Origin of the sequence: Cupriavidus gilardii (genome assembly GCF_017598945.1) — a bacterium.
Classification (GTDB): Bacteria; Pseudomonadota; Gammaproteobacteria; order Burkholderiales; family Burkholderiaceae; genus Cupriavidus; species Cupriavidus gilardii_E.
Map to the genome: position 1 here is coordinate 40,181 of NZ_JAGFTW010000036.1, position 17,725 is coordinate 57,905.

Below are 17,725 nucleotides of genomic sequence, written 5' to 3' on the forward strand. Positions count from 1 at the left end.
ATCACCATGATCAAGCAAGCCCTTCTCTCCGTTTCCGACAAGACCGGCATCGTCGACTTCGCGCGCGAACTGCATGCGCTCGGCGTGACGCTGCTGTCCACCGGCGGCACCGCCAAACTGCTCGCCGACGCCGGCCTGCCGGTCACGGAAGTGGCCGACTACACCGGCTTCCCCGAGATGCTCGACGGCCGCGTCAAGACGCTGCACCCGAAGGTGCACGGCGGCATCCTGGCGCGCCGTGACCTGCCCGAGCACATGGCCGCGCTCGCCAGGCACGACATCCCGACCATCGACCTGCTGGTGGTCAACCTGTATCCGTTCCAGCAGACCGTTGCCAAGGACGACTGCACGCTGCCCGACGCGATCGAGAACATCGACATCGGCGGCCCGACCATGCTGCGCTCGGCGGCGAAGAACCATCGCGACGTGACGGTGATCGTCGATCCGGCCGACTACGCGCGGGTGCTCGAGGAGATGCGCGCCAACGGCAACCAGGTCGGCTACGACACCAACTTCCGGCTGGCCACCAAGGTGTTCGCGCATACCGCGCAATACGACGGCGCCATCACCAACTACCTGACCAGCCTCGGCCCGGACAAGTCGCACCAGGCCCGCAGCGCCTACCCGCAGACGCTGAACCTGGCCTTCGAGAAGGTGCAGGAGATGCGCTACGGCGAGAACCCGCACCAGTCGGCGGCGTTCTACCGCGACCTGAAGGCGGTCGACGGCGCGCTGGCCAACTACGTGCAGCTGCAGGGCAAGGAGCTGTCGTACAACAACATCGCCGACGCCGATGCGGCGTGGGAATGCGTCAAGTCCTTCGGCGCCGGCGATGGCGCGGCCTGCGTCATCATCAAGCACGCCAACCCCTGCGGCGTGGCGATCGGCGCCAATGCGCTGGAAGCCTACGAGAAGGCGTTCAAGACCGATTCGACGTCGGCCTTCGGCGGCATCATCGCCTTCAACGTCGAGCTCGACGGCGCGGCCGCCCAGGCGGTCGCCAGGCAGTTCGTCGAGGTGCTGATCGCGCCGTCGTTCAGCGCGGCCGCGCGCGAGGTGTTCGCCGCCAAGCAGAACGTGCGGCTGTTGGAAATCCCGCTGGGCAAGGGCGTCAACCAGTATGACCTGAAGCGCGTCGGCGGCGGCCTGCTGCTGCAGAGCCCGGATGCCAAGAACGTGCAGCCGTCCGAGCTGCGCGTGGTCACCAAGCGCCATCCGACGCCGAAGGAAATGAGCGATCTGATGTTCGCCTGGCGCGTCGCCAAGTTCGTCAAGTCGAACGCCATCGTGTTCTGCGGCGGCGGCATGACGCTGGGCGTCGGCGCCGGCCAGATGAGCCGCGTCGACTCGGCCCGCATCGCCAGCATCAAGGCGCAGAACGCCGGCCTGACGCTGGCGGGCTCCGCGGTCGCCTCCGATGCGTTCTTCCCGTTCCGCGACGGCCTGGACGTCGTGGTCGACGCCGGCGCGACCTGCGTGATCCAGCCGGGCGGCTCGATGCGCGACGACGAAGTCATCGCCGCGGCCGACGAACGCAATATCGCGATGGTGCTGACCGGCACGCGGCATTTCCGGCATTGAGCCGGGATGGAACCGCATTGAGGGCCAAGGCCGGCGCTTGCGGTTGAACCAGCGCCGGCTGCCCTCTCCCCTGCCCCTCTCCCGCAAGCGGGAGAGGGAAAGCCTTAACGGCGCCTCAAGCCGCGCGCGCCAGCCGTTGGATGCGCTTGCGCGGCTTGCGTGAAGCCGTCCAAAGATCGTAGGCGGACTGCAAACCGATCCACATCTCACTGCTGGTGCCCAACGCATCTTCCAGGCGCAGCGCGATATCGGGGGTGATGGCCGCATGCCCGTTGACGATGCGCGATAGCGTCGCCCGCGTGACGCCGATATGTCGCGCGAAATCCGTCAGCGTCATGGCATCCAGGTCCCGCAGCCATTCGGCGAGCACCGTACCCGGATGCGGGGGGTTGTGCATCCTCGTCATGATTCGATCCCTCGATAGCCTAGTGATAGTCCTGGTAGTCCACCAGTATTACGTCGCAACCGTCGAACCGGAAAGTCAGCCGCCAATTGCCGCTGACGGTGACCGACCAATGATCGGACAAATCGCCGGTTAGTTTGTGTAGTCGCCAACTCGGTACGGCCATGTCCTGTGGACTCGTCGCCTGGTTCAGCACACCCAATTGCAACTGCAGACGGGTCGCGTGATGCGGCTGGATGCCGGCCTTGGAGCCGGTCTCGAAGAAGCGCTTCAGACCGGCGTGTGCGAAGCTTCGGATCATTGGATTGACTCAGTGTATAGCGAGACTATACGGATGACAAGCAGGCCGTGGCGACTGAGATGGCCGTCGGCGGCATGGAGGAAATGCGTGATTGCACGAACCGCCAAGGGGCGAAGCTTGCCAGCACCAGACCTCGACTGGCTTTGGCTTTACGTCCCGCGATTTGCGGGATTCGACGACCGTAACGAACGCGCTTACACTAGCGGCCAATCTTGACTCATTGATCCAATGCGCATCCTCGGCATCGACCCCGGCCTTCGTACCACCGGCTTCGGCGTGGTCGAAAAGCACGGCAACAAGCTGGCCTACATCGCCTCGGGCACCATCAAGAGCGATGGCAACGGCAGCCTGCCCGAGCGTCTGAAGACGCTGTATGACGGCATTGCCGAGGTCACGCGGACCTATGCGCCCGATTGCGCGGCGATCGAGAAGGTCTTCGTCAACGTCAATCCGCAATCGACGCTGCTGCTCGGGCAGGCCCGCGGCGCGGCGATCTGCGGGCTGGTGGGCTACGGCCTGCCGGTGTTCGAATACACCGCGCTGCAGTTGAAGGTGGCCGTGGTCGGCTATGGCCGCGCCAACAAGGCGCAGGTACAGGAGATGGTGGCGCGGCTGCTGGCGCTGCCGGGCCATCCCAGTTCCGATGCGGCCGACGCGCTCGGCGTGGCGATCTGCCATGCGAACGGCGGCGACACGCTCGCGACCTTGAGCGGCCTTGCCCCGGAACTGGCGCGCAAGGGCATACGGGTCCGGCGCGGCAGGCTGGTCGGTTAACGGCAGCAGACTCCCTCCCCAAGCCCGAGAGCCCGGGCGACGCCTGCCTCACTTACAATCGGCCTCGTACTCGCCCGAGGAGGCCGCATGTCCCGATCCGTCCCGCGATCCATTCCATTCTCCCGCCTTGCCCTGCGGCCCGACGCCGCGGTCCGCGGCGCCTTGCTGGCCATCACGGCGACCGCGCTGCTGGCGGGCTGCGTCACCGCACCGCCTCCCGCCGCGCCTGCCCAGGAGCCTGCAAAGGCCGAACCGGCCGCGCCCGGGCCCAAGCCGCTGGTGATCGGCCATCGCGGCGCCAGCGCGCTGCGGCCCGAACATACGCTGGCCGCTTACACCAAGGCGATCGAGGACGGCGCCGATCTGATCGAGCCCGATCTGGTCGTCACGCGCGACGGCGTGCTGGTGGCCCGGCACGAGAACGAGATCGGCGGCACCACCAACGTCGCCACGCTGCCGCAGTTCGCCGACCGCAAGCGCATCAAGGTCATCGACGGCGAGCGGCTGGAGGGCTGGTTCACCGAGGACTTCACGCTGGCGGAGCTCAAGACGCTGCGGGCGCGCGAGCGCATTCCGAAGCTGCGGCCGGCCAATACGCAGTACGACGACAAGTTCGAGATCCCCACGCTCGCCGAGATCATCGAGCTGGCCGCCAATGCCTCGCGCCGCAGCGGCAGGACCATCGGCCTCTATATCGAGACCAAGCATCCGAGCTATTTCCGCGGCATCAACCTGCCGATCGAAGAGAAGCTCGTCGACGCGCTGCGTGCCAACGCCCACACGCGCCGCGCGCCGGTCTATCTGCAATCGTTCGAGACCGCCAATCTGCGCGCGCTGCGCCAGCGGCTCGGCAAGTCGATGCCCAACGTCAAGCTGGTGCAGCTGATCGGCAATGCAACGAAGGCGCCAGCCGACTGGCGCCTGGCCGGCGATACGCGCCGCTACGCGGACATGATCACGCCGCTCGGGCTGCGCGAGGTCGCCACCTATGCCGACGGCATCGGCCCCGAGCGCACGCACGTGGTGCCGCGCGACAGCGCCGGCGCGCTCGGCACGCCGACCGCCCTGGTGCGCGACGCGCATGCGGCCGGCCTGGTCGTGCATCCCTACACGCTGCGCCCCGAGAACGCCTTTCTGCCCAAGAGCCTGCGCGGGCCCGGCGGCGATGCGGCGCGGCATCCGGCCGGCATGATCCGCGAAGCGCGCGCGCTGATCGACGCCGGCGTGGACGGCTTCTTCACCGACGATCCCGCGCTCGGCCGCCGCGCGGTGGACACGCCGTAGACGCGCTGACGTTCAGGGGCGCTGCGCTACACTGGCGCCCTTCCTGACTGACCCATGCCTGCGCGCCGAACCGCGCGCCGGCAACCCATCCCCGCAAGCCACCATGATCGGACGCATCGCCGGCACCCTCATCGAGAAGAATCCCCCGCATCTGCTAGTCGACTGCCATGGCGTCGGCTATGAGGTCGACGTGCCGATGAGCACCTTCTACAACCTGCCCGCGGTCGGCCAGCCGGTCACGCTGCTGACGCAGCTGATCGTCCGCGAAGATGCGCATCTGCTGTACGGCTTCGGCAGTGCCGAGGAGCGCAACACCTTCCGCGAACTGATCAAGATCAGCGGCATCGGCGCGCGCATGGCGCTGGCGGTGCTGTCGGGCATGTCGGTGGCCGAACTGGCGCAGGCCATCACGCTGCAGGAAGCGGGCCGGCTGACCCGCATTCCGGGCATCGGCAAGAAGACCGCCGAACGGCTGCTGCTGGAACTGAAGGGCAAGCTCGGCGCGGAACTCGGCCACGTCGGCGGTGCGGCGACCGCCCACGACAGCGCCGCCGATATCCTGAACGCGCTGCTGGCGCTGGGCTATTCGGACAAGGAAGCCGCCGCCGCGACCAAGCAGGTGCCGGCCGGCACTGGTGTCTCCGAAGGGATCAAGCTCGCGCTGAAGGCATTGTCGAAGGCCTGAAGCGCACGGCGCGGCGCGCCGGCGCGCGTGCGACAGCGGCCGGCGCCGACAGTGCGGTGGGCTACAATCGAGCCAGTTTTCCCGCCTCCGCGCCATGATCCAAACCGACAAGTTCGCCCCGAGCCGCCCTGCCGACCCCAGCGGCGACCGCCTGATCGCCGCCACGCCGGCCTCCACCACCGAGGAGGCCTTCGAACGTGCGCTGCGGCCCAAGCTGCTCGACGAATACGTCGGCCAGCAGAAGGTGCGCGACCAGCTCGATATCTTCATGCACGCGGCGCGCAACCGCCGCGAGGCGCTGGACCACGTGCTGCTGTTCGGTCCGCCCGGGCTGGGCAAGACCACGCTGGCCCACATCATCGCGCGGGAGATGGGCGTCAATCTGCGCCAGACCTCGGGCCCGGTGCTCGAGCGGCCCGGTGATCTCGCCGCGCTGCTGACCAACCTCGAAGCCAACGACGTGCTGTTCATCGACGAAATCCACCGGCTATCGCCGATCGTCGAGGAAATCCTGTACCCCGCGCTCGAGGACTACCAGATCGACATCATGATCGGCGAGGGCCCGGCCGCGCGCTCGGTCAAGCTCGATCTGCAACCGTTCACGCTGGTCGGTGCCACCACGCGCGCCGGCATGCTGACCAATCCGCTGCGCGACCGCTTCGGCATCGTCGCGCGGCTCGAGTTCTATACCGCCGACGAACTCGCCCGCATCGTCACGCGCTCTGCGCAACTGCTGCACGCGCGCATCGATCCGAAGGGCGCGCTCGAGATCGCGCGCCGCTCGCGCGGCACGCCGCGTATCGCCAACCGGCTGCTGCGGCGCGTGCGCGACTATGCCGAGGTCAAGGGCGACGGCACCATTACGCGCGAGATGGCCGATGCCGCGCTGGCGATGCTCGACGTCGACCGCGTCGGCTTCGACCTGATGGACCGCAAGCTGCTCGAGGCGATCCTGCACAAGTTCAGCGGCGGCCCGGTCGGCGTCGACAACCTCGCGGCGGCGATCGGCGAGGAGCGCGACACCATCGAGGACGTGCTCGAACCCTATCTGATCCAGCAGGGCTATCTGCAACGCACGCCGCGCGGCCGCGTAGCCACGCCGGCGGCTTACCGGCACTTCGGGCTGGCGACGCCTGGCGGCGCGCAGGGCAGCATCCTGCCGGACGAGGCATGACAAGCTAAACCACTTGCGGAGGCGCCGATGCGGAACGATCGAGACAGCACGATACGACGCGGGGCGCGCGCGCTGGCGCTGGCCTGTGCGATGACCTGCACGCTGATAATGGGCGCCATCGGCAGCGCGGCTGCACAGACCACGCCCGCCACTACCGCGGCGGAAGTGGTCCGCATCGATGCGTCGAACGCTGTGCTGGTGCGTGGACCGCAGGGGCAGCTGACCGAATTGATGACCGGCGACGAAGCGCGCCATTTCGGTACGGTCAACGCAGGAGACCGTCTGAAGGTGACGCACGGCCCGGCGCGGATCACGAAGCTCGAGCCGCTGGCGAGCCGCAACGTCGCCACCGCGGAATCGGTCGATCGCTTGTCGCGCCGTCTCGACGACGGCCGGCCAGGCGTGGTCCGCGAGATCACCACCACGGCCACCGCCGAGATCGTCGCGGTCGACCCGATCGCCCGCACGGTAAACTTCCGCGGCCCGCGCAATACGGAACACGCCGCGCGGGCGGACGACATCGCAATCGACGTGGCCGCGCTGCGGCCAGGCCAGATGGCCCGGATCGTTTATCGGGAGACGGTGGAGATTACGAAGGAAGGGGCAGCGCGCTGAGTAGCCGTCGGTCTGCTCCCCTCTCCCGCCCAGCGGGAGAGGGGTTGGGGGAGAGGGAAAGGGCGGTGGCACTGGCGAGACGGTGTCGCAAGCGCGAATGCCGTTCGCCCTCTCCCCCGCCCCTCTCCCGCTCGCGGGAGAGGGGAGAACACCGACGGCGTTTAACTGCGCCGTACGGAACTCAAGCTGCGCGTGGCTGCCGGGCGCCAGAATCCTGCTCGAGGTCGACCGCGGCACCGGCACGCCCACCCAACGCCTCGCCAATCATCAGCAAGCTCGGATGCTGCGGGTCGATCCACGCCGTCGCTTCGCCGGCGGCCATCTGGCGCAGCGTGAACTGGCGGCTGCGCTGGTGCGGGGTCGAGGCGGCCTCGACCACCCAGGCCGGCGTCGACGCCGGCTTGCCGTGCGCGATCAGTTGCGCGGCGATAGCTGCGGCCTGATCGCGGCCCATGTAGTAGACCAGCGTATCGGCCTTGACGTCGGCCTCCACGTCGATGGTGTCCGGGGCCTTGGCCTGCGTGGCAAACGCGACGCTGCGCGACACGCCGCGCTTGGTCAGCGGGCGTGCGATCGCGGAGGCAGCGGCCAGCGCGGCCGTGATGCCCGGCACGATCTCGTAATCGATGCCCGCCTCTTCCAGCGCCTGCAATTCCTCGTCGGCACGGCCGAACAGCATCGGATCGCCGCCCTTCAGACGCACCACACGCTCGTACTTGCCGGCCAGGTCGACGATCTGCCGGTTGATGAACAGCTGGGCGGTCGAGCGCTTACCGCAGCGCTTGCCCACCTCGACCAGCCTGGCCCGGGGACACCAGGCCAGCATCTCGGGCGACACCAGCGCATCGTGCAGCACCACTTCGGCTTCGCCCAATAGTCGTGCACCCCGCACCGTAATGAGGTCCGCCGCGCCGGGACCGGCGCCAATCAGGTAGACCTTGCCCATCATGCTGCTCCTCGTGTTTCCTGGATCGACTTCGATCTCGCTTCGATCTCAGGAATATGCACGGATCATGCCCGCGGCGACCGTGTGATTGGTGGCCTCGTCGATCAGCACGAACGCGCCGGTCGCCGGGTTGTCGCTGTAGACGTCGCAGACCACCGGCTTCTGCAGCGTGATCTGCACCGAACCGATATCGTTCAGGCGGATGTCGTGGCGGCCGGTCTCGTGCGACAGCGTATGCACGTCGAGCACGCGGTCCACCGCCGACACGCGCGCGAACACGCTGGCCGTGGTGTGCTTGAGCACGTATTTGCGCGCGGTGTTCAGCGCCGCATCGTCGAACCAGCACAGGTCGGCCTGCAGCTTCTTCGCCGGCAGCGCCTGCTGGCTTTCCGCGGCCGCGGCAGCCACGAACATGTCACCGCGCGATACATCGACGTCTTCGGCCAGCCGGATCGTGATGGTCTCGCCGGCGCTGGCCTCCTCGGCCGCACCGTTCGGCGTCAGCACCTCGGCGACCACCGCCTCGCGGTTGGCCGGCAGCACGCGTACGGTCTGGCCGACGCGGACCGTGCCCGCCTCGACGCGGCCTGCATAGCCGCGGAAATCGTCGGACTGCGCGCCGTCCTGGCGGATCACCAGCTGCACCGGGAAACGCAGCGCGGCCTCGCCCTGCGGCGCGACCTCCTCGACCGGCAGCGCCTCGAGCAGCGGCAGCAGCGGCTCGCCCTGGTACCAGGGCATCGCCTCCTCGCTGGCGTGCACGATGTTGTCGCCGCGCAGCGCGGACACCGGCACGTAGCGCACGTCCTTCAGCCCCAGCTGGCTGGCCAGCTCGGCATAGGCGGTGCGGATCTCGTTGAAGCGCTGCTCGCTGTAGTCGACCAGGTCCATCTTGTTGACCGCGACGATCACGTGCTGCAGTTCGAGCAGCTTGACGATCGCGGTATGGCGCTTGGTCTGCGCCAGCAACTGGGCCCGGCCATCGGCGACGGTCACGCGGGTCGCGTCGATCAGCACGATCGCGGCGTGGGCGGTCGATGCACCGGTGACCATGTTGCGCGTGTACTGCTCATGGCCCGGCGTATCGGCGATGATGAACTTGCGGCGTGCGGTCGAGAAATAGCGATAGGCCACGTCGATCGTGATGCCCTGCTCGCGCTCGGCCTCGAGGCCGTCGGTCAGCAGCGAGAAGTCGATGTCCTCGCCGGCGGTGCGCTTGTTCTTGGCATTGGCCAGCGCGGTCAGCTGGTCCGACAGCACCGCCTTGCTGTCATACAGCAGGCGGCCGATCAGCGTGCTCTTGCCGTCGTCGACCGAACCGGCGGTGATGAAACGCAGAAGGCCCTGGTGGGCGGCTTGGGTGGTCATGATGCAAATCCTGTCTCGGGGCGTCGCGGGTGGCGTCGATGGCGCATATAGACGCGCATAAGGCTGCGCGTAGTCCGGCCTCAGAAGTAGCCTTCCTTCTTGCGGCGTTCCATCGACGCTTCGCTGGTCTGGTCGTCCATGCGCGTGGCACCGCGCTCGGTGATCTCGGTGACGGCGGTCTCGGCGATGATCTCGACCGGCGTCGCCGCGGTGCTGGCCACCGGGCAGGTGCAGCTGATGTCGCCGACCGTGCGGAAGCGCACCGACAGCACCTCGCTGACATCGCCGTCCTGCTTCGGCGTCAGCGGCGTCACCGGCACCAGCAGGCCGTTGCGGCGGACCACCTCGCGCTGGTGCGCGTAGTAGATCGGCGGCAGCGCCAGGTTCTCGCGCGCGATGTACTGCCACACGTCCAGCTCGGTCCAGTTCGAGATCGGGAACACGCGCATCTGTTCGCCCGGCGCCATGCGGGCGTTGTACAGGCTCCACAGCTCCGGGCGCTGCGCCTTCGGATCCCATTGGCCGAACTCGTCGCGGAACGAGAAGATGCGTTCCTTGGCGCGCGCCTTTTCTTCGTCGCGGCGGGCGCCGCCCATCAGCGCGTCGAACTGGTGCTGCTCGATCGTTTCCAGCAGCGTGACGGCCTGAGCCGCGTTGCGCGAATCGGTTTCCTTGCGCAGCCGCACGGTGCCGCGCTTGATCGAATCCTCGACGTGGCCGACCACCAGCCGCGCGCCGATCTCGGCCACGCGCTGATCGCGGAAGGCGATCACCTCGGGGTAGTTGTGGCCCGTGTCGATATGCACCAGCGGGAACGGCAGCTCGATCTTGCGGTTGCCGAGCCGGAACGCCTTCAGCGCCAGATGCAGCATCACGATCGAGTCCTTGCCGCCGGAGAACAGCAGCGCCGGATTGCGGCACTCGGCAGCGACCTCGCGGATGATGTAGATCGACTCGGCCTCGAGCCGGTCCAGGTGGTCGTTCTGTACCTCGATCAGGTGCGCGATGTCGGGGTTGCCGTCGCGCGTGGCCGCGGCGCCGGCCTGGAGTTCGTTCATGATGCCCATCTGTGGCCTCAATGCTTGATGTTCTGTTCGTGCAGACCGCACTCTTTCGAGTCGCGGCTTTCCCACCACCAGCGGCCGGCGCGTACATCCTCGCCGGCGCGCACGGCGCGCGTACACGGTTCGCAGCCGATGCTGGGATATCCCTTGGCATGCAGCGCGTTGATCGGCACCGCATGCCGCTTCAGGTAGGCCCACACCTCGGCCTCGGTCCAGTCCGCGAGCGGATTGAACTTCGGAATGCCGCGCGCCTCGTCCATTTCCTCGAACGGCAGGTCGGCACGCGTGACCGCCTGCTCGCGGCGCTGGCCGGTCAGCCACGCATCCGCATGCGACAGCGCACGGTTCAGCGGCTCGACCTTGCGGATGCCGCAGCATTCCTTGCGCAGCTCGACGCTGTCGTAGAAGGCGTTCAGGCCGTGCTTGCGGACATAGTTCTCGACCGCTTCGGCGTCCGGCGTGAAACGTTCGATCTCGTAGCCGTAGTGCGCCTTGACCTCGTCCAGCATCGCCAGCGTCTCGGCGTGCAGGCGGCCGGTGGCCAGCGTGAACACGCGGATGCCGGCGCGCAGGGCGGCCGAGCCGCGCAGGATCGCGTCGGTGATCACCATGTCCTCGGCGGCCAGGCTCGATGCGAAGCGCGCGCGGTAGAAGCGGCCCGCGATCGATTCGAGCCGCTCGGCCAGCGCGGCCTCCTTGGCCTGAAGCGCCGCGATGGTGCCGGTGTACTCCGGCGGAGTCCACAGCGACGGACGCAGCGGCGATGCGGCCGGGATTTCAGACGCAATCTCGGACGCGGTCGCCGGCAGTTCGACGATCGGAATCACGCTCATGCCGATTCCCGCTGTTCGGCGCGCGCCCGGCGGAACAGGGGCAGCGGCTCGTCCACCGAGGCCTGGTAGGTCACGGTGAATTCGCTGAAGCCCTTGAGCGCGTCTTCGATGTTCTTGTCCGCGCGCACGGCGAAGGCGTCGAAGCCGCAGCGCTTCATGAAGTTCAGCTGGTCGCGCAGCACGTCGCCGATCGCGCGCAGCTGGCCCTTCCAGCCGTACCGGGTGCGCAGCAGATACGCGGTGGAGAAGCCGCGGCCATCGCGGAACACCGGGAAGTCGACCGCCAGCAGCGACACGCGCTGCAGTTCGCCGGCGACATCGCCCGGCTCGTCGTCCGGGGCCAGCCAGATGCCGGTCTTTGCCGCGTCGCGGCCGGCCAGCAGGCCGTCCTTGTGCGCGAGCCAGACCGGCAGCGGGAACAGCACCGCGTCCTGGCTCGATGCCGCCGCGGCGATCTGCTCGTCGGTCGGGGCCTGGCCCTCGGCGCCGCGCAGCACGGTCCACGCGTCGTCGACGATCGCCGGCACGGCGGCCTGGCCGCCGTCGGCGCGTTGCAGTTGGATGATCTTTGCCATATTCGTTCTCGATGCGTTTGCGTTCGTCGATGCCGGGGCTCAGGCTTCGGCGCGTTCGCGCTGCTTGTTCGCGTAGACGCGCTCCTTGAAGGGCGCGACGCCGATGCGGGCGAAGGTGTCGATGAAGCGTTCGTCCTCGATGCGGTGCTCGACGAAGGTCTCGATGATGCGGCTGACCACGTCCGGCATTTCCTCGGCCTTGAACGAGGGGCCGATCACCTTGCCCAGCGCGGTCTGGTTGCCCTGCGCGCCGCCGAGCGTGACCTGGTACCACTCCTCGCCGTCCTTGTCGACGCCGAGCACGCCGATGTTGCCGACGTGGTGGTGGCCGCAGGCGTTGATGCAGCCCGAGATGTTCAGCGAGACCTCGCCGAGGTCGTGCACGAAGTCCAGGTCGTCGAAGCGCTGCTGGATCGCCTGCGCGATCGGGATCGACTTGGCATTGGCCAGCGAGCAGAAATCGCCGCCGGGGCACGCGATGATGTCGGTCAGCAGCCCGATGTTCGGCGTGGCCAGGCCATTGGCCTTGGCCAGCTGCCACAGTTCGTACAGGTCGCGCTTGCGCACGTCCGGCAGCACCAGGTTCTGCTCGTGCGCGACGCGCAGTTCGCCGTAGCCGTAGCGGTCGGCCCAGTCGGCGACCAGCTCCATCTGCTCGGCGGTCACGTCGCCCGGGGGCGCGGCCACGCCGGGCTTGGTCGACAGCGTCACCGCGGCATAGCCCGGCACCTTGTGGCCGTGCACATTGCGGCGGACCCAGCGGGCGAAGGCCTTGTCTTCCAGCAGATGCTTCTCGAAGCTGGTGTCGGTGTCGGGCAGCTTGTCATAGGCCGGCGGCGCGAAATGCCGCGCCACGCGGTCGAACTCGGCCTGCGTCAGCGTGCCGGGGCCGTCCTTGCTGTGCTGCCATTCGGCCTCGACCTCCTCGGCGAACTTCTCCACGCCCAGCGACTTGACCAGGATCTTGATGCGCGCCTTGTACTTGTTGTCGCGGCGGCCATAGCGGTTATAGACCCGGATCGCCGACTCGATATAGGTCAGCATGTGCTGCCACGGCAGATCGTGCTTGATGATGGCGCCGAGGATCGGCGTGCGGCCCAGGCCGCCGCCGGCCAGAATGTTCAGGCGCAGCTCGCCGGCCGCATTGCGATAGGCGTAGACGCCGATGTCGTGCATCTGCACCACGGCGCGGTCGTCCTTCGACGCCGAGATCGCGATCTTGAACTTGCGCGGCAGGAAGGCGAATTCCGGCTGGAACGTGCTCCACTGCCGCAGCAGCTCGGCCAGCGGGCGCGGGTCCACCGCCTCGTCCGGCGCGACGCCGGCGAAGTGGTCGGTGGTGATATTGCGCACGCAGTTGCCCGAGGTCTGGATCGCATGCATCTCGACCGAGGCCAGGTCGGCCAGCGCATCGGGCACGCGCTCGAGCTCCATCCAGTTGTACTGGATGTTCTGGCGCGTCGAGAAGTGACCGTAGCCGCGGTCGTAGTGTCGCGCCAGATGCGCCAGCATGCGCAGCTGCTTCGACGCCAGCAGGCCATAGGGAATCGCCACGCGCAGCATGTAGGCGTGGCGTTGCATGTAGAGACCGTTCTGCAGGCGCAGCGGCAGGAATTCTTCTTCGGTCAGCTCGCCCGACAGGCGGCGACGCACCTGGTCACGGAACTGCGCGACGCGCTCGGCAACGAGGCGCTGGTCGTATTCATCGTACTGATACATGGTGTGGGTCCGTTCAGTATGCGTTCGTGTTCGTGTTCGTTCGTAGGGACGCGCGGGGCAACGGCACCGGCGCTAGGAAACCAGCTTGATCGCCACCAGCGTCAGCGTGGTGGCCAGCGCGCCGCGCACCAGCCGCTCGGGCAGCGCCCGCGACAGTTGCGCGCCCAGCCAGATGCCGGGGATCGAGCCCACCAGCAGCGCCAGCAGCAGGTTCCAGTCGACGGTGCCGAGCCACACGTGGCCCAGGCCGGCCAGCGCGGTCAACGGCACCGCGTAGGCGATATCGGTGCCGGCCACCTCGGCCGGCTTCATGCGCGGATACAGCAGCAGGATCAGCGTCGCGCCGACCGCGCCGGCGCCGATCGACGACACCGTGACCAGCACGCCGATCACCACGCCGACGATCACGGTGGCCACCGCCTGCGCGCGGCCTTCCAGTTGAAAGCGAGGATTGCGGGCCAGCCATTCGAGCAGCTGGCGGCGGAACAGCAGCGACAGCACGGTCAGGATCACCGAGATGCCGATCGACAGACGGATCGCGTGCAGCCAGCCGGCGTCGAGTTCGCCGGCACTCTTGAGCACGAGGATGGCGGCCAGCGCGGCCGGCAGGCTGCCGATGCACAGGCGCCGCACGACGTGCCACTGAATATGGCCGTGGGCGCGGTGCGCCAGCGTGCCGAAACCCTTGGTGATGGCCGCGAAGGCCAGGTCGGTGCCGACCGCGGTGGCCGGCGAGAAGCCGAACAGCAGGGTCAGCAGCGGCGTCATCAGCGAGCCCCCTCCCACGCCGGTCAAACCGACGAGGACGCCTACCAACAGACCGGAAACGGTAAAGGCCAGGGACATGGGGGGCGCACCGAAGTGGGTCCCCGCCGGGCCGCGCCGGCTGGTAACGCCGGGCGCACGGGGACTAGCCGTTTAACAAAGTTCGCAAATCGTAATAAACTCGCCTCATATCTCAAACTAATAAGAAGTTGTTTGTTTATACGGACGACGATATATGAACCTGCACCAATTTCGCTTCGTGCGTGAGGCCGTCCGCCAGAATTTCAATCTGACCGAAGCCGCTAAAGCGCTTTACACGTCACAACCCGGGGTCTCCAAGGCGATCATCGAGCTCGAAGAGGAGCTCGGGGTCGACATCTTCACCCGGCACGGCAAACGGATCCGCAGCCTGACCGAGCCGGGCCGCCGCATCCTGACCTCGGTCGAAAAAATTCTGCAGGAGGTCGAGAGCCTGAAGCGGGTGGGCAAGGACTACGCGGCCCAGGACCAGGGCAACTTCACGATCGCCACCACGCACACCCAGGCGCGCTACGCGCTGCCGCGGGTCATCGGCGAGTTCACCAAGCGCTACCCGAAGGTGCGGCTCTCCATCCAGCAGGGCAACCCGGCGCAGATCGCCGACATGGTGCTGCACGACCAGGCCGACCTGGCCATCGCCACCGAAGGGATCTCGGGCGACAAGAATCTGGTGTCGCTGCCCGGTTATCAATGGCAGCACACCATCGTGACCCCGCCCGACCACCCGCTGCTGGACAAACCCCATCTGGCCCTGGAAGACCTCGCCGGTTACCCGATCATCACTTATGACCCCAACTTCGCCGGGCGGTCCAAGATCGACAAGGCCTTCGAACTGCGCCAGCTGCAGCCTGACATCGTGCTGGAGGCCATCGACGCCGACGTGATCAAGACCTATGTGGAGATCGGGCTGGGCATCGGCATCGTCGCCGGGGTCGCCTTCGACCCCGAACGCGACCGCAATCTGCGCGGCATTCCGGCCGGCCACCTGTTCGGCACCAATGTGACGCATCTGGCCGTCAAGCAGGGCGCCTACCTGCGCAGCTTCGTCTATACCTTCATCGAACTGTTCTCGCCGACCCTGAACCGCAAGCTGGTCGAGCAGGCGATGTCGGGCGAGCACGAGGCCTACGAACTGTGAGCGCACACCAACATGAACAGCGGCCGGGCGATGACCGAGCGGCCGAGCCCACCATCGAGTGGACCGAGGAAGGCGTGACGCAGCGCGCCCGCTGGCGCTCCGAGGCCGGCATGCCGCCGCCGCGTCGCGTGGTGATCGCCGACGACCGCACCGACGCCGATACCGCCTACCGGCTCGCCTGCGAAGGCACCGCCCTGCTGTGGCGCGGGGACTTCCAGAATGCGCGCCAGCTGTTGCAGGCGATGGCGCGGCGCGTCGAGCGCAAGCCGCGGCGGGCCCAGCGCCAGGCCAAGGCCAAGCCCGCACCGGCCACCCCTGCCGAGGCGTTCCACCTGCACCGCCAGGCCCAGGCGCAGCGCGCCCGCACCTTGGGCATGCTGCTGTTGCCGTTCGAGGCCGATCACACCGTGCCGCTGCGGCGCGCGCCGGACGTGCGTGACGCCTGCACCGAGGCCTACGGCCCGGCGACCGAGCCTTATGTCGCCTCGATGCGCGAACTGCTCGGCCTGATCGGCGCGCACGAATGGCGCAAGAAGGGCGTGCCGGTGCCGGCGCTGGGCGACCGCATCCATCCCTGGTATGGCGTGTTCTCGCCAGTGCGCGGTGAATATATCGATCTCGTTGGGCAGGCCCCGCTGCCGCCGGCGTTGGCCAGGGAATCGCTGGCCTTCGATATCGGCACCGGTACCGGCGTGCTGGCCGCGATGCTGGCGCGACGGGGCGTCAAGCGCGTCGTCGCCACCGACCAGGATCCGCGCGCGCTGGGCTGCGCCGCCGACAATATCGCGCGGCTGGGGCTGAGCGGACAGCTAGAGATCGTCCAGGCCGACCTGTTCCCGGAAGGCCGCGCCCCGCTGGTGGTCTGCAATCCGCCGTGGGTGCCGGCGCGGGCGAACGCGCCGATCGAACATGCGATCTACGATCCCGACAGCCGCATGCTGCAGGGCTTCCTCGCGGGCCTCGCCGCGCATCTGACCGACGACGGCGAGGGCTGGCTGATCCTGTCGGACCTCGCCGAGCATCTCGGCTTGCGCAGCCGCGAGACGCTGCTGGGCATGATCGACGACGCCGGCCTGCAGGTGCTGGGCCGCATCGACATCAAGCCGCGCCATCCGCGCGCCGCCGATGCCGACGATCCGCTGCACGCGGCCCGCGCCGCGGAGACGACGTCGCTGTGGCGGCTGGCGCCGAGGGCGGCCGCCCGGCCAGGCTGACGCCCTACTAAATAGAAGCGAGATAGAAGCCAACAAGCCGAAGGAGGAGACCCCATGCCACGATCCACCCTGCCCCGCCTGCGACGCTCGCTGCGCCTTGCCACGCTGGCGCTTGCCGCCGCCGGCGCCCTGCTCTCCGGGGCCGCGCACGCCGACATCCGCGTCGGCATCGATGTCTCGACCACCGGCCCGGCCGCGTCGATCGGCATTCCGTCGAAGAATACGATCCTGATGTGGCCGGCGACGCTGGGCGGGCAGAAGGCCCAATACATCCTGCTCGACGACGGCTCGGACCCGTCGGCCGCGGTGCGCAACGTGCGCAAGCTGATCTCCGAGGAAAAGGTCGACGTCATCGTCGGGCCGAACATCACGCCGACCGCGCTGGCCGCGCTCGACGCGGTGTCGGAAGGCGAGACCCCCATGGTCGCGCTGGCCGCCTCGGCGGCCATCGTCGAGCCGCAGAGCGACCCGAAAAAGCGCTGGGCCTTCAAGATGCCGCAGAACGATTCGCAGATGGCGACCGTGCTGACCGAGCACATGAGCAACCACGGCGTGCGCACGGTCGGCTTCATCGGCTTCAACGACGCCTACGGCGAGAGCTGGTGGCGCGAATTCTCCAAGCTCGCCGAGGTCCGCAAGATCCGCGTGGTCGCCAGCGAGCGCTTCTCGCGCAACGACACCTCGGTCACCGGGCAGGTGCTCAAGCTGATGGCCGCCAACCCCGACGCGATCCTGATCGCCGGTGCCGGCACGCCGTCGGTGCTGCCGCAGAAGACGCTGGGCGAGCGCGGCTACAAGGGCAAGGTTTATCAAACCCACGGCATCGCCACCGGCGAATTCCTGCGCATGGGTGGCAAGGATGTCGAGGGCACGCTGTTCCCGACCGGTCCGGTGGTGGTCGCGCGCCAGCTGCCCGACACGCATCCGGTCAAGAAGGTCGCGCTCGACTTCGTGACCCGCTACGAGGCCAGGTACGGCGCGGATTCGATCACGCAGTTCGCCGGCGATGCCTGGGGCGCGTGGCAACTGCTCGACGACGCCGCGCGGCGCGCGCTGAAGACCGGCGCGCAGCCCGGCACCAAGGAGTTTCGCGCGGCAATGCGCAACGCGCTGGAAACCACCGCCAATCTGACCGTGCCGAACGGCGTGCTGAACCTGAGCCCGCGCGATCATCAGGGGTTCGATCAGCGCTCGCGCGTGATGGGCGTGATCCGCAACGGCAAGTTCAGTTACGCGGGACAATGACC

The 17,725-nt window shown here is 67.9% G+C and carries 18 protein-coding genes; 9 read left to right on the plus strand and 9 right to left on the minus strand.

Going from position 1 to position 17,725, the window contains the following annotated elements:
• Positions 1–6: 6 nt before the first annotated feature.
• On the plus strand, positions 7–1,581 hold the full coding sequence (gene purH / locus J5T34_RS12055; protein ID WP_208579959.1) for a bifunctional phosphoribosylaminoimidazolecarboxamide formyltransferase/IMP cyclohydrolase: 1,575 nt from the start codon (positions 7–9) through the stop codon (positions 1,579–1,581).
• A gap of 115 nt (positions 1,582–1,696) precedes the next feature.
• On the opposite strand, the gene J5T34_RS12060 is transcribed toward purH, so the two are convergent.
• Both J5T34_RS12060 and J5T34_RS12065 read right to left on the minus strand, forming a co-directional pair.
• Positions 1,697–1,978 (minus strand): HigA family addiction module antitoxin, encoded by a 282-nt coding sequence (locus J5T34_RS12060; RefSeq protein ID WP_347880648.1) that lies wholly within the window; start codon positions 1,976–1,978, stop codon positions 1,697–1,699.
• Between the two features lie 28 nt (positions 1,979–2,006).
• Positions 2,007–2,285 (minus strand): type II toxin-antitoxin system RelE/ParE family toxin, encoded by a 279-nt coding sequence (locus J5T34_RS12065; RefSeq protein WP_208579960.1) that lies wholly within the window; start codon positions 2,283–2,285, stop codon positions 2,007–2,009.
• Between the two features lie 228 nt (positions 2,286–2,513).
• Here J5T34_RS12065 and ruvC point away from each other — a divergent pair, with 228 nt between their 5' ends.
• The 5 genes from ruvC (at position 2,514) to J5T34_RS12090 (ending at position 6,817) form a co-directional block, all read left to right on the plus strand.
• Positions 2,514–3,059, plus strand: coding sequence for a crossover junction endodeoxyribonuclease RuvC (ruvC, locus tag J5T34_RS12070; protein ID WP_208579961.1), 546 nt, complete (start codon positions 2,514–2,516; stop codon positions 3,057–3,059).
• A gap of 87 nt (positions 3,060–3,146) precedes the next feature.
• Positions 3,147–4,343: a glycerophosphodiester phosphodiesterase gene (locus J5T34_RS12075; protein WP_208579962.1), complete on the plus strand. Its 1,197-nt coding sequence runs from the start codon at positions 3,147–3,149 to the stop codon at positions 4,341–4,343.
• Between the two features lie 103 nt (positions 4,344–4,446).
• On the plus strand, positions 4,447–5,028 hold the full coding sequence (ruvA, locus tag J5T34_RS12080; protein WP_208579963.1) for a Holliday junction branch migration protein RuvA: 582 nt from the start codon (positions 4,447–4,449) through the stop codon (positions 5,026–5,028).
• 94 nt (positions 5,029–5,122) lie between these two features.
• Complete coding sequence (ruvB, locus tag J5T34_RS12085) at positions 5,123–6,202, plus strand: Holliday junction branch migration DNA helicase RuvB (RefSeq protein ID WP_208579964.1); 1,080 nt, start codon at positions 5,123–5,125, stop codon at positions 6,200–6,202.
• Between the two features lie 90 nt (positions 6,203–6,292).
• Positions 6,293–6,817 (plus strand): hypothetical protein, encoded by a 525-nt coding sequence (locus J5T34_RS12090; protein WP_208579965.1) that lies wholly within the window; start codon positions 6,293–6,295, stop codon positions 6,815–6,817.
• A 181-nt stretch (positions 6,818–6,998) separates the two neighbouring features.
• Here the strand turns inward: J5T34_RS12090 and cobA are convergent, their stop codons facing one another.
• The 7 genes from cobA to J5T34_RS12125 all read right to left on the minus strand — a co-directional run bounded on the left by cobA (position 6,999) and on the right by J5T34_RS12125 (position 14,168).
• A complete protein-coding gene (gene cobA, locus J5T34_RS12095) occupies positions 6,999–7,763 on the minus strand; it encodes a uroporphyrinogen-III C-methyltransferase (protein ID WP_208580170.1) in 765 nt (254 codons plus the stop codon).
• 48 nt (positions 7,764–7,811) lie between these two features.
• A complete protein-coding gene (locus tag J5T34_RS12100; RefSeq protein WP_208579966.1) occupies positions 7,812–9,131 on the minus strand; it encodes a sulfate adenylyltransferase subunit 1 in 1,320 nt (439 codons plus the stop codon).
• An 80-nt stretch (positions 9,132–9,211) separates the two neighbouring features.
• A complete protein-coding gene (gene cysD / locus J5T34_RS12105; RefSeq protein ID WP_149316768.1) occupies positions 9,212–10,198 on the minus strand; it encodes a sulfate adenylyltransferase subunit CysD in 987 nt (328 codons plus the stop codon).
• 8 nt (positions 10,199–10,206) lie between these two features.
• A complete protein-coding gene (locus J5T34_RS12110) occupies positions 10,207–11,028 on the minus strand; it encodes a phosphoadenylyl-sulfate reductase (protein WP_208579967.1) in 822 nt (273 codons plus the stop codon).
• Complete coding sequence (locus tag J5T34_RS12115; RefSeq protein ID WP_174104451.1) at positions 11,025–11,603, minus strand: DUF934 domain-containing protein; 579 nt, start codon at positions 11,601–11,603, stop codon at positions 11,025–11,027. Before J5T34_RS12115 ends, J5T34_RS12110 begins: the two co-directional genes overlap by 4 nt.
• A 39-nt stretch (positions 11,604–11,642) precedes the next feature.
• Entirely contained in the window at positions 11,643–13,322 is a 1,680-nt protein-coding gene (locus tag J5T34_RS12120) for a nitrite/sulfite reductase (protein ID WP_208579968.1), read from the minus strand.
• A gap of 72 nt (positions 13,323–13,394) precedes the next feature.
• The gene (locus tag J5T34_RS12125; protein ID WP_208579969.1) at positions 13,395–14,168 is read right to left on the minus strand and encodes a sulfite exporter TauE/SafE family protein; all 774 of its coding nucleotides are present in this window, start codon (positions 14,166–14,168) and stop codon (positions 13,395–13,397) included.
• A 154-nt stretch (positions 14,169–14,322) separates the two neighbouring features.
• Between J5T34_RS12125 and J5T34_RS12130 the strand changes: the two genes are divergently transcribed.
• The 3 genes from J5T34_RS12130 to J5T34_RS12140 are packed head-to-tail and all read left to right on the plus strand — an operon-like array spanning position 14,323 to position 17,723.
• Positions 14,323–15,264: a CysB family HTH-type transcriptional regulator gene (locus J5T34_RS12130; protein WP_208579970.1), complete on the plus strand. Its 942-nt coding sequence runs from the start codon at positions 14,323–14,325 to the stop codon at positions 15,262–15,264.
• The gene (locus J5T34_RS12135) at positions 15,261–16,478 is read left to right on the plus strand and encodes a methyltransferase (RefSeq protein WP_432207665.1); all 1,218 of its coding nucleotides are present in this window, start codon (positions 15,261–15,263) and stop codon (positions 16,476–16,478) included. Before J5T34_RS12130 ends, J5T34_RS12135 begins: the two co-directional genes overlap by 4 nt.
• Before the next feature lie 54 nt (positions 16,479–16,532).
• On the plus strand, positions 16,533–17,723 hold the full coding sequence (locus J5T34_RS12140; RefSeq protein WP_208579971.1) for an ABC transporter substrate-binding protein: 1,191 nt from the start codon (positions 16,533–16,535) through the stop codon (positions 17,721–17,723).
• Positions 17,724–17,725 lie beyond the last annotated feature (2 nt).

Bases quoted from the DNA above. Each gene is read 5' to 3' on its own strand.
- J5T34_RS12060 (WP_347880648.1), bottom strand. From the start codon at position 1,978: ATGCACAACCCCCCGCATCCGGGTACGGTGCTCGCCGAATGGCTGCGG.
- J5T34_RS12110 (WP_208579967.1), bottom strand. From the start codon at position 11,028: ATGAGCGTGATTCCGATCGTCGAACTGCCGGCGACCGCGTCCGAGATT.
- J5T34_RS12100 (WP_208579966.1), bottom strand. From the start codon at position 9,131: ATGACCACCCAAGCCGCCCACCAGGGCCTTCTGCGTTTCATCACCGCC.
- ruvB (WP_208579964.1), top strand. From the start codon at position 5,123: ATGATCCAAACCGACAAGTTCGCCCCGAGCCGCCCTGCCGACCCCAGC.
- J5T34_RS12115 (WP_174104451.1), bottom strand. From the start codon at position 11,603: ATGGCAAAGATCATCCAACTGCAACGCGCCGACGGCGGCCAGGCCGCC.
- cysD (WP_149316768.1), bottom strand. From the start codon at position 10,198: ATGGGCATCATGAACGAACTCCAGGCCGGCGCCGCGGCCACGCGCGAC.
- ruvC (WP_208579961.1), top strand. From the start codon at position 2,514: ATGCGCATCCTCGGCATCGACCCCGGCCTTCGTACCACCGGCTTCGGC.
- J5T34_RS12090 (WP_208579965.1), top strand. From the start codon at position 6,293: ATGACCTGCACGCTGATAATGGGCGCCATCGGCAGCGCGGCTGCACAG.
- J5T34_RS12125 (WP_208579969.1), bottom strand. From the start codon at position 14,168: ATGTCCCTGGCCTTTACCGTTTCCGGTCTGTTGGTAGGCGTCCTCGTC.
- J5T34_RS12130 (WP_208579970.1), top strand. From the start codon at position 14,323: ATGAACCTGCACCAATTTCGCTTCGTGCGTGAGGCCGTCCGCCAGAAT.
- J5T34_RS12120 (WP_208579968.1), bottom strand. From the start codon at position 13,322: ATGTATCAGTACGATGAATACGACCAGCGCCTCGTTGCCGAGCGCGTC.
- J5T34_RS12075 (WP_208579962.1), top strand. From the start codon at position 3,147: ATGTCCCGATCCGTCCCGCGATCCATTCCATTCTCCCGCCTTGCCCTG.
- purH (WP_208579959.1), top strand. From the start codon at position 7: ATGATCAAGCAAGCCCTTCTCTCCGTTTCCGACAAGACCGGCATCGTC.
- ruvA (WP_208579963.1), top strand. From the start codon at position 4,447: ATGATCGGACGCATCGCCGGCACCCTCATCGAGAAGAATCCCCCGCAT.
- cobA (WP_208580170.1), bottom strand. From the start codon at position 7,763: ATGGGCAAGGTCTACCTGATTGGCGCCGGTCCCGGCGCGGCGGACCTC.
- J5T34_RS12065 (WP_208579960.1), bottom strand. From the start codon at position 2,285: ATGATCCGAAGCTTCGCACACGCCGGTCTGAAGCGCTTCTTCGAGACC.
- J5T34_RS12140 (WP_208579971.1), top strand. From the start codon at position 16,533: ATGCCACGATCCACCCTGCCCCGCCTGCGACGCTCGCTGCGCCTTGCC.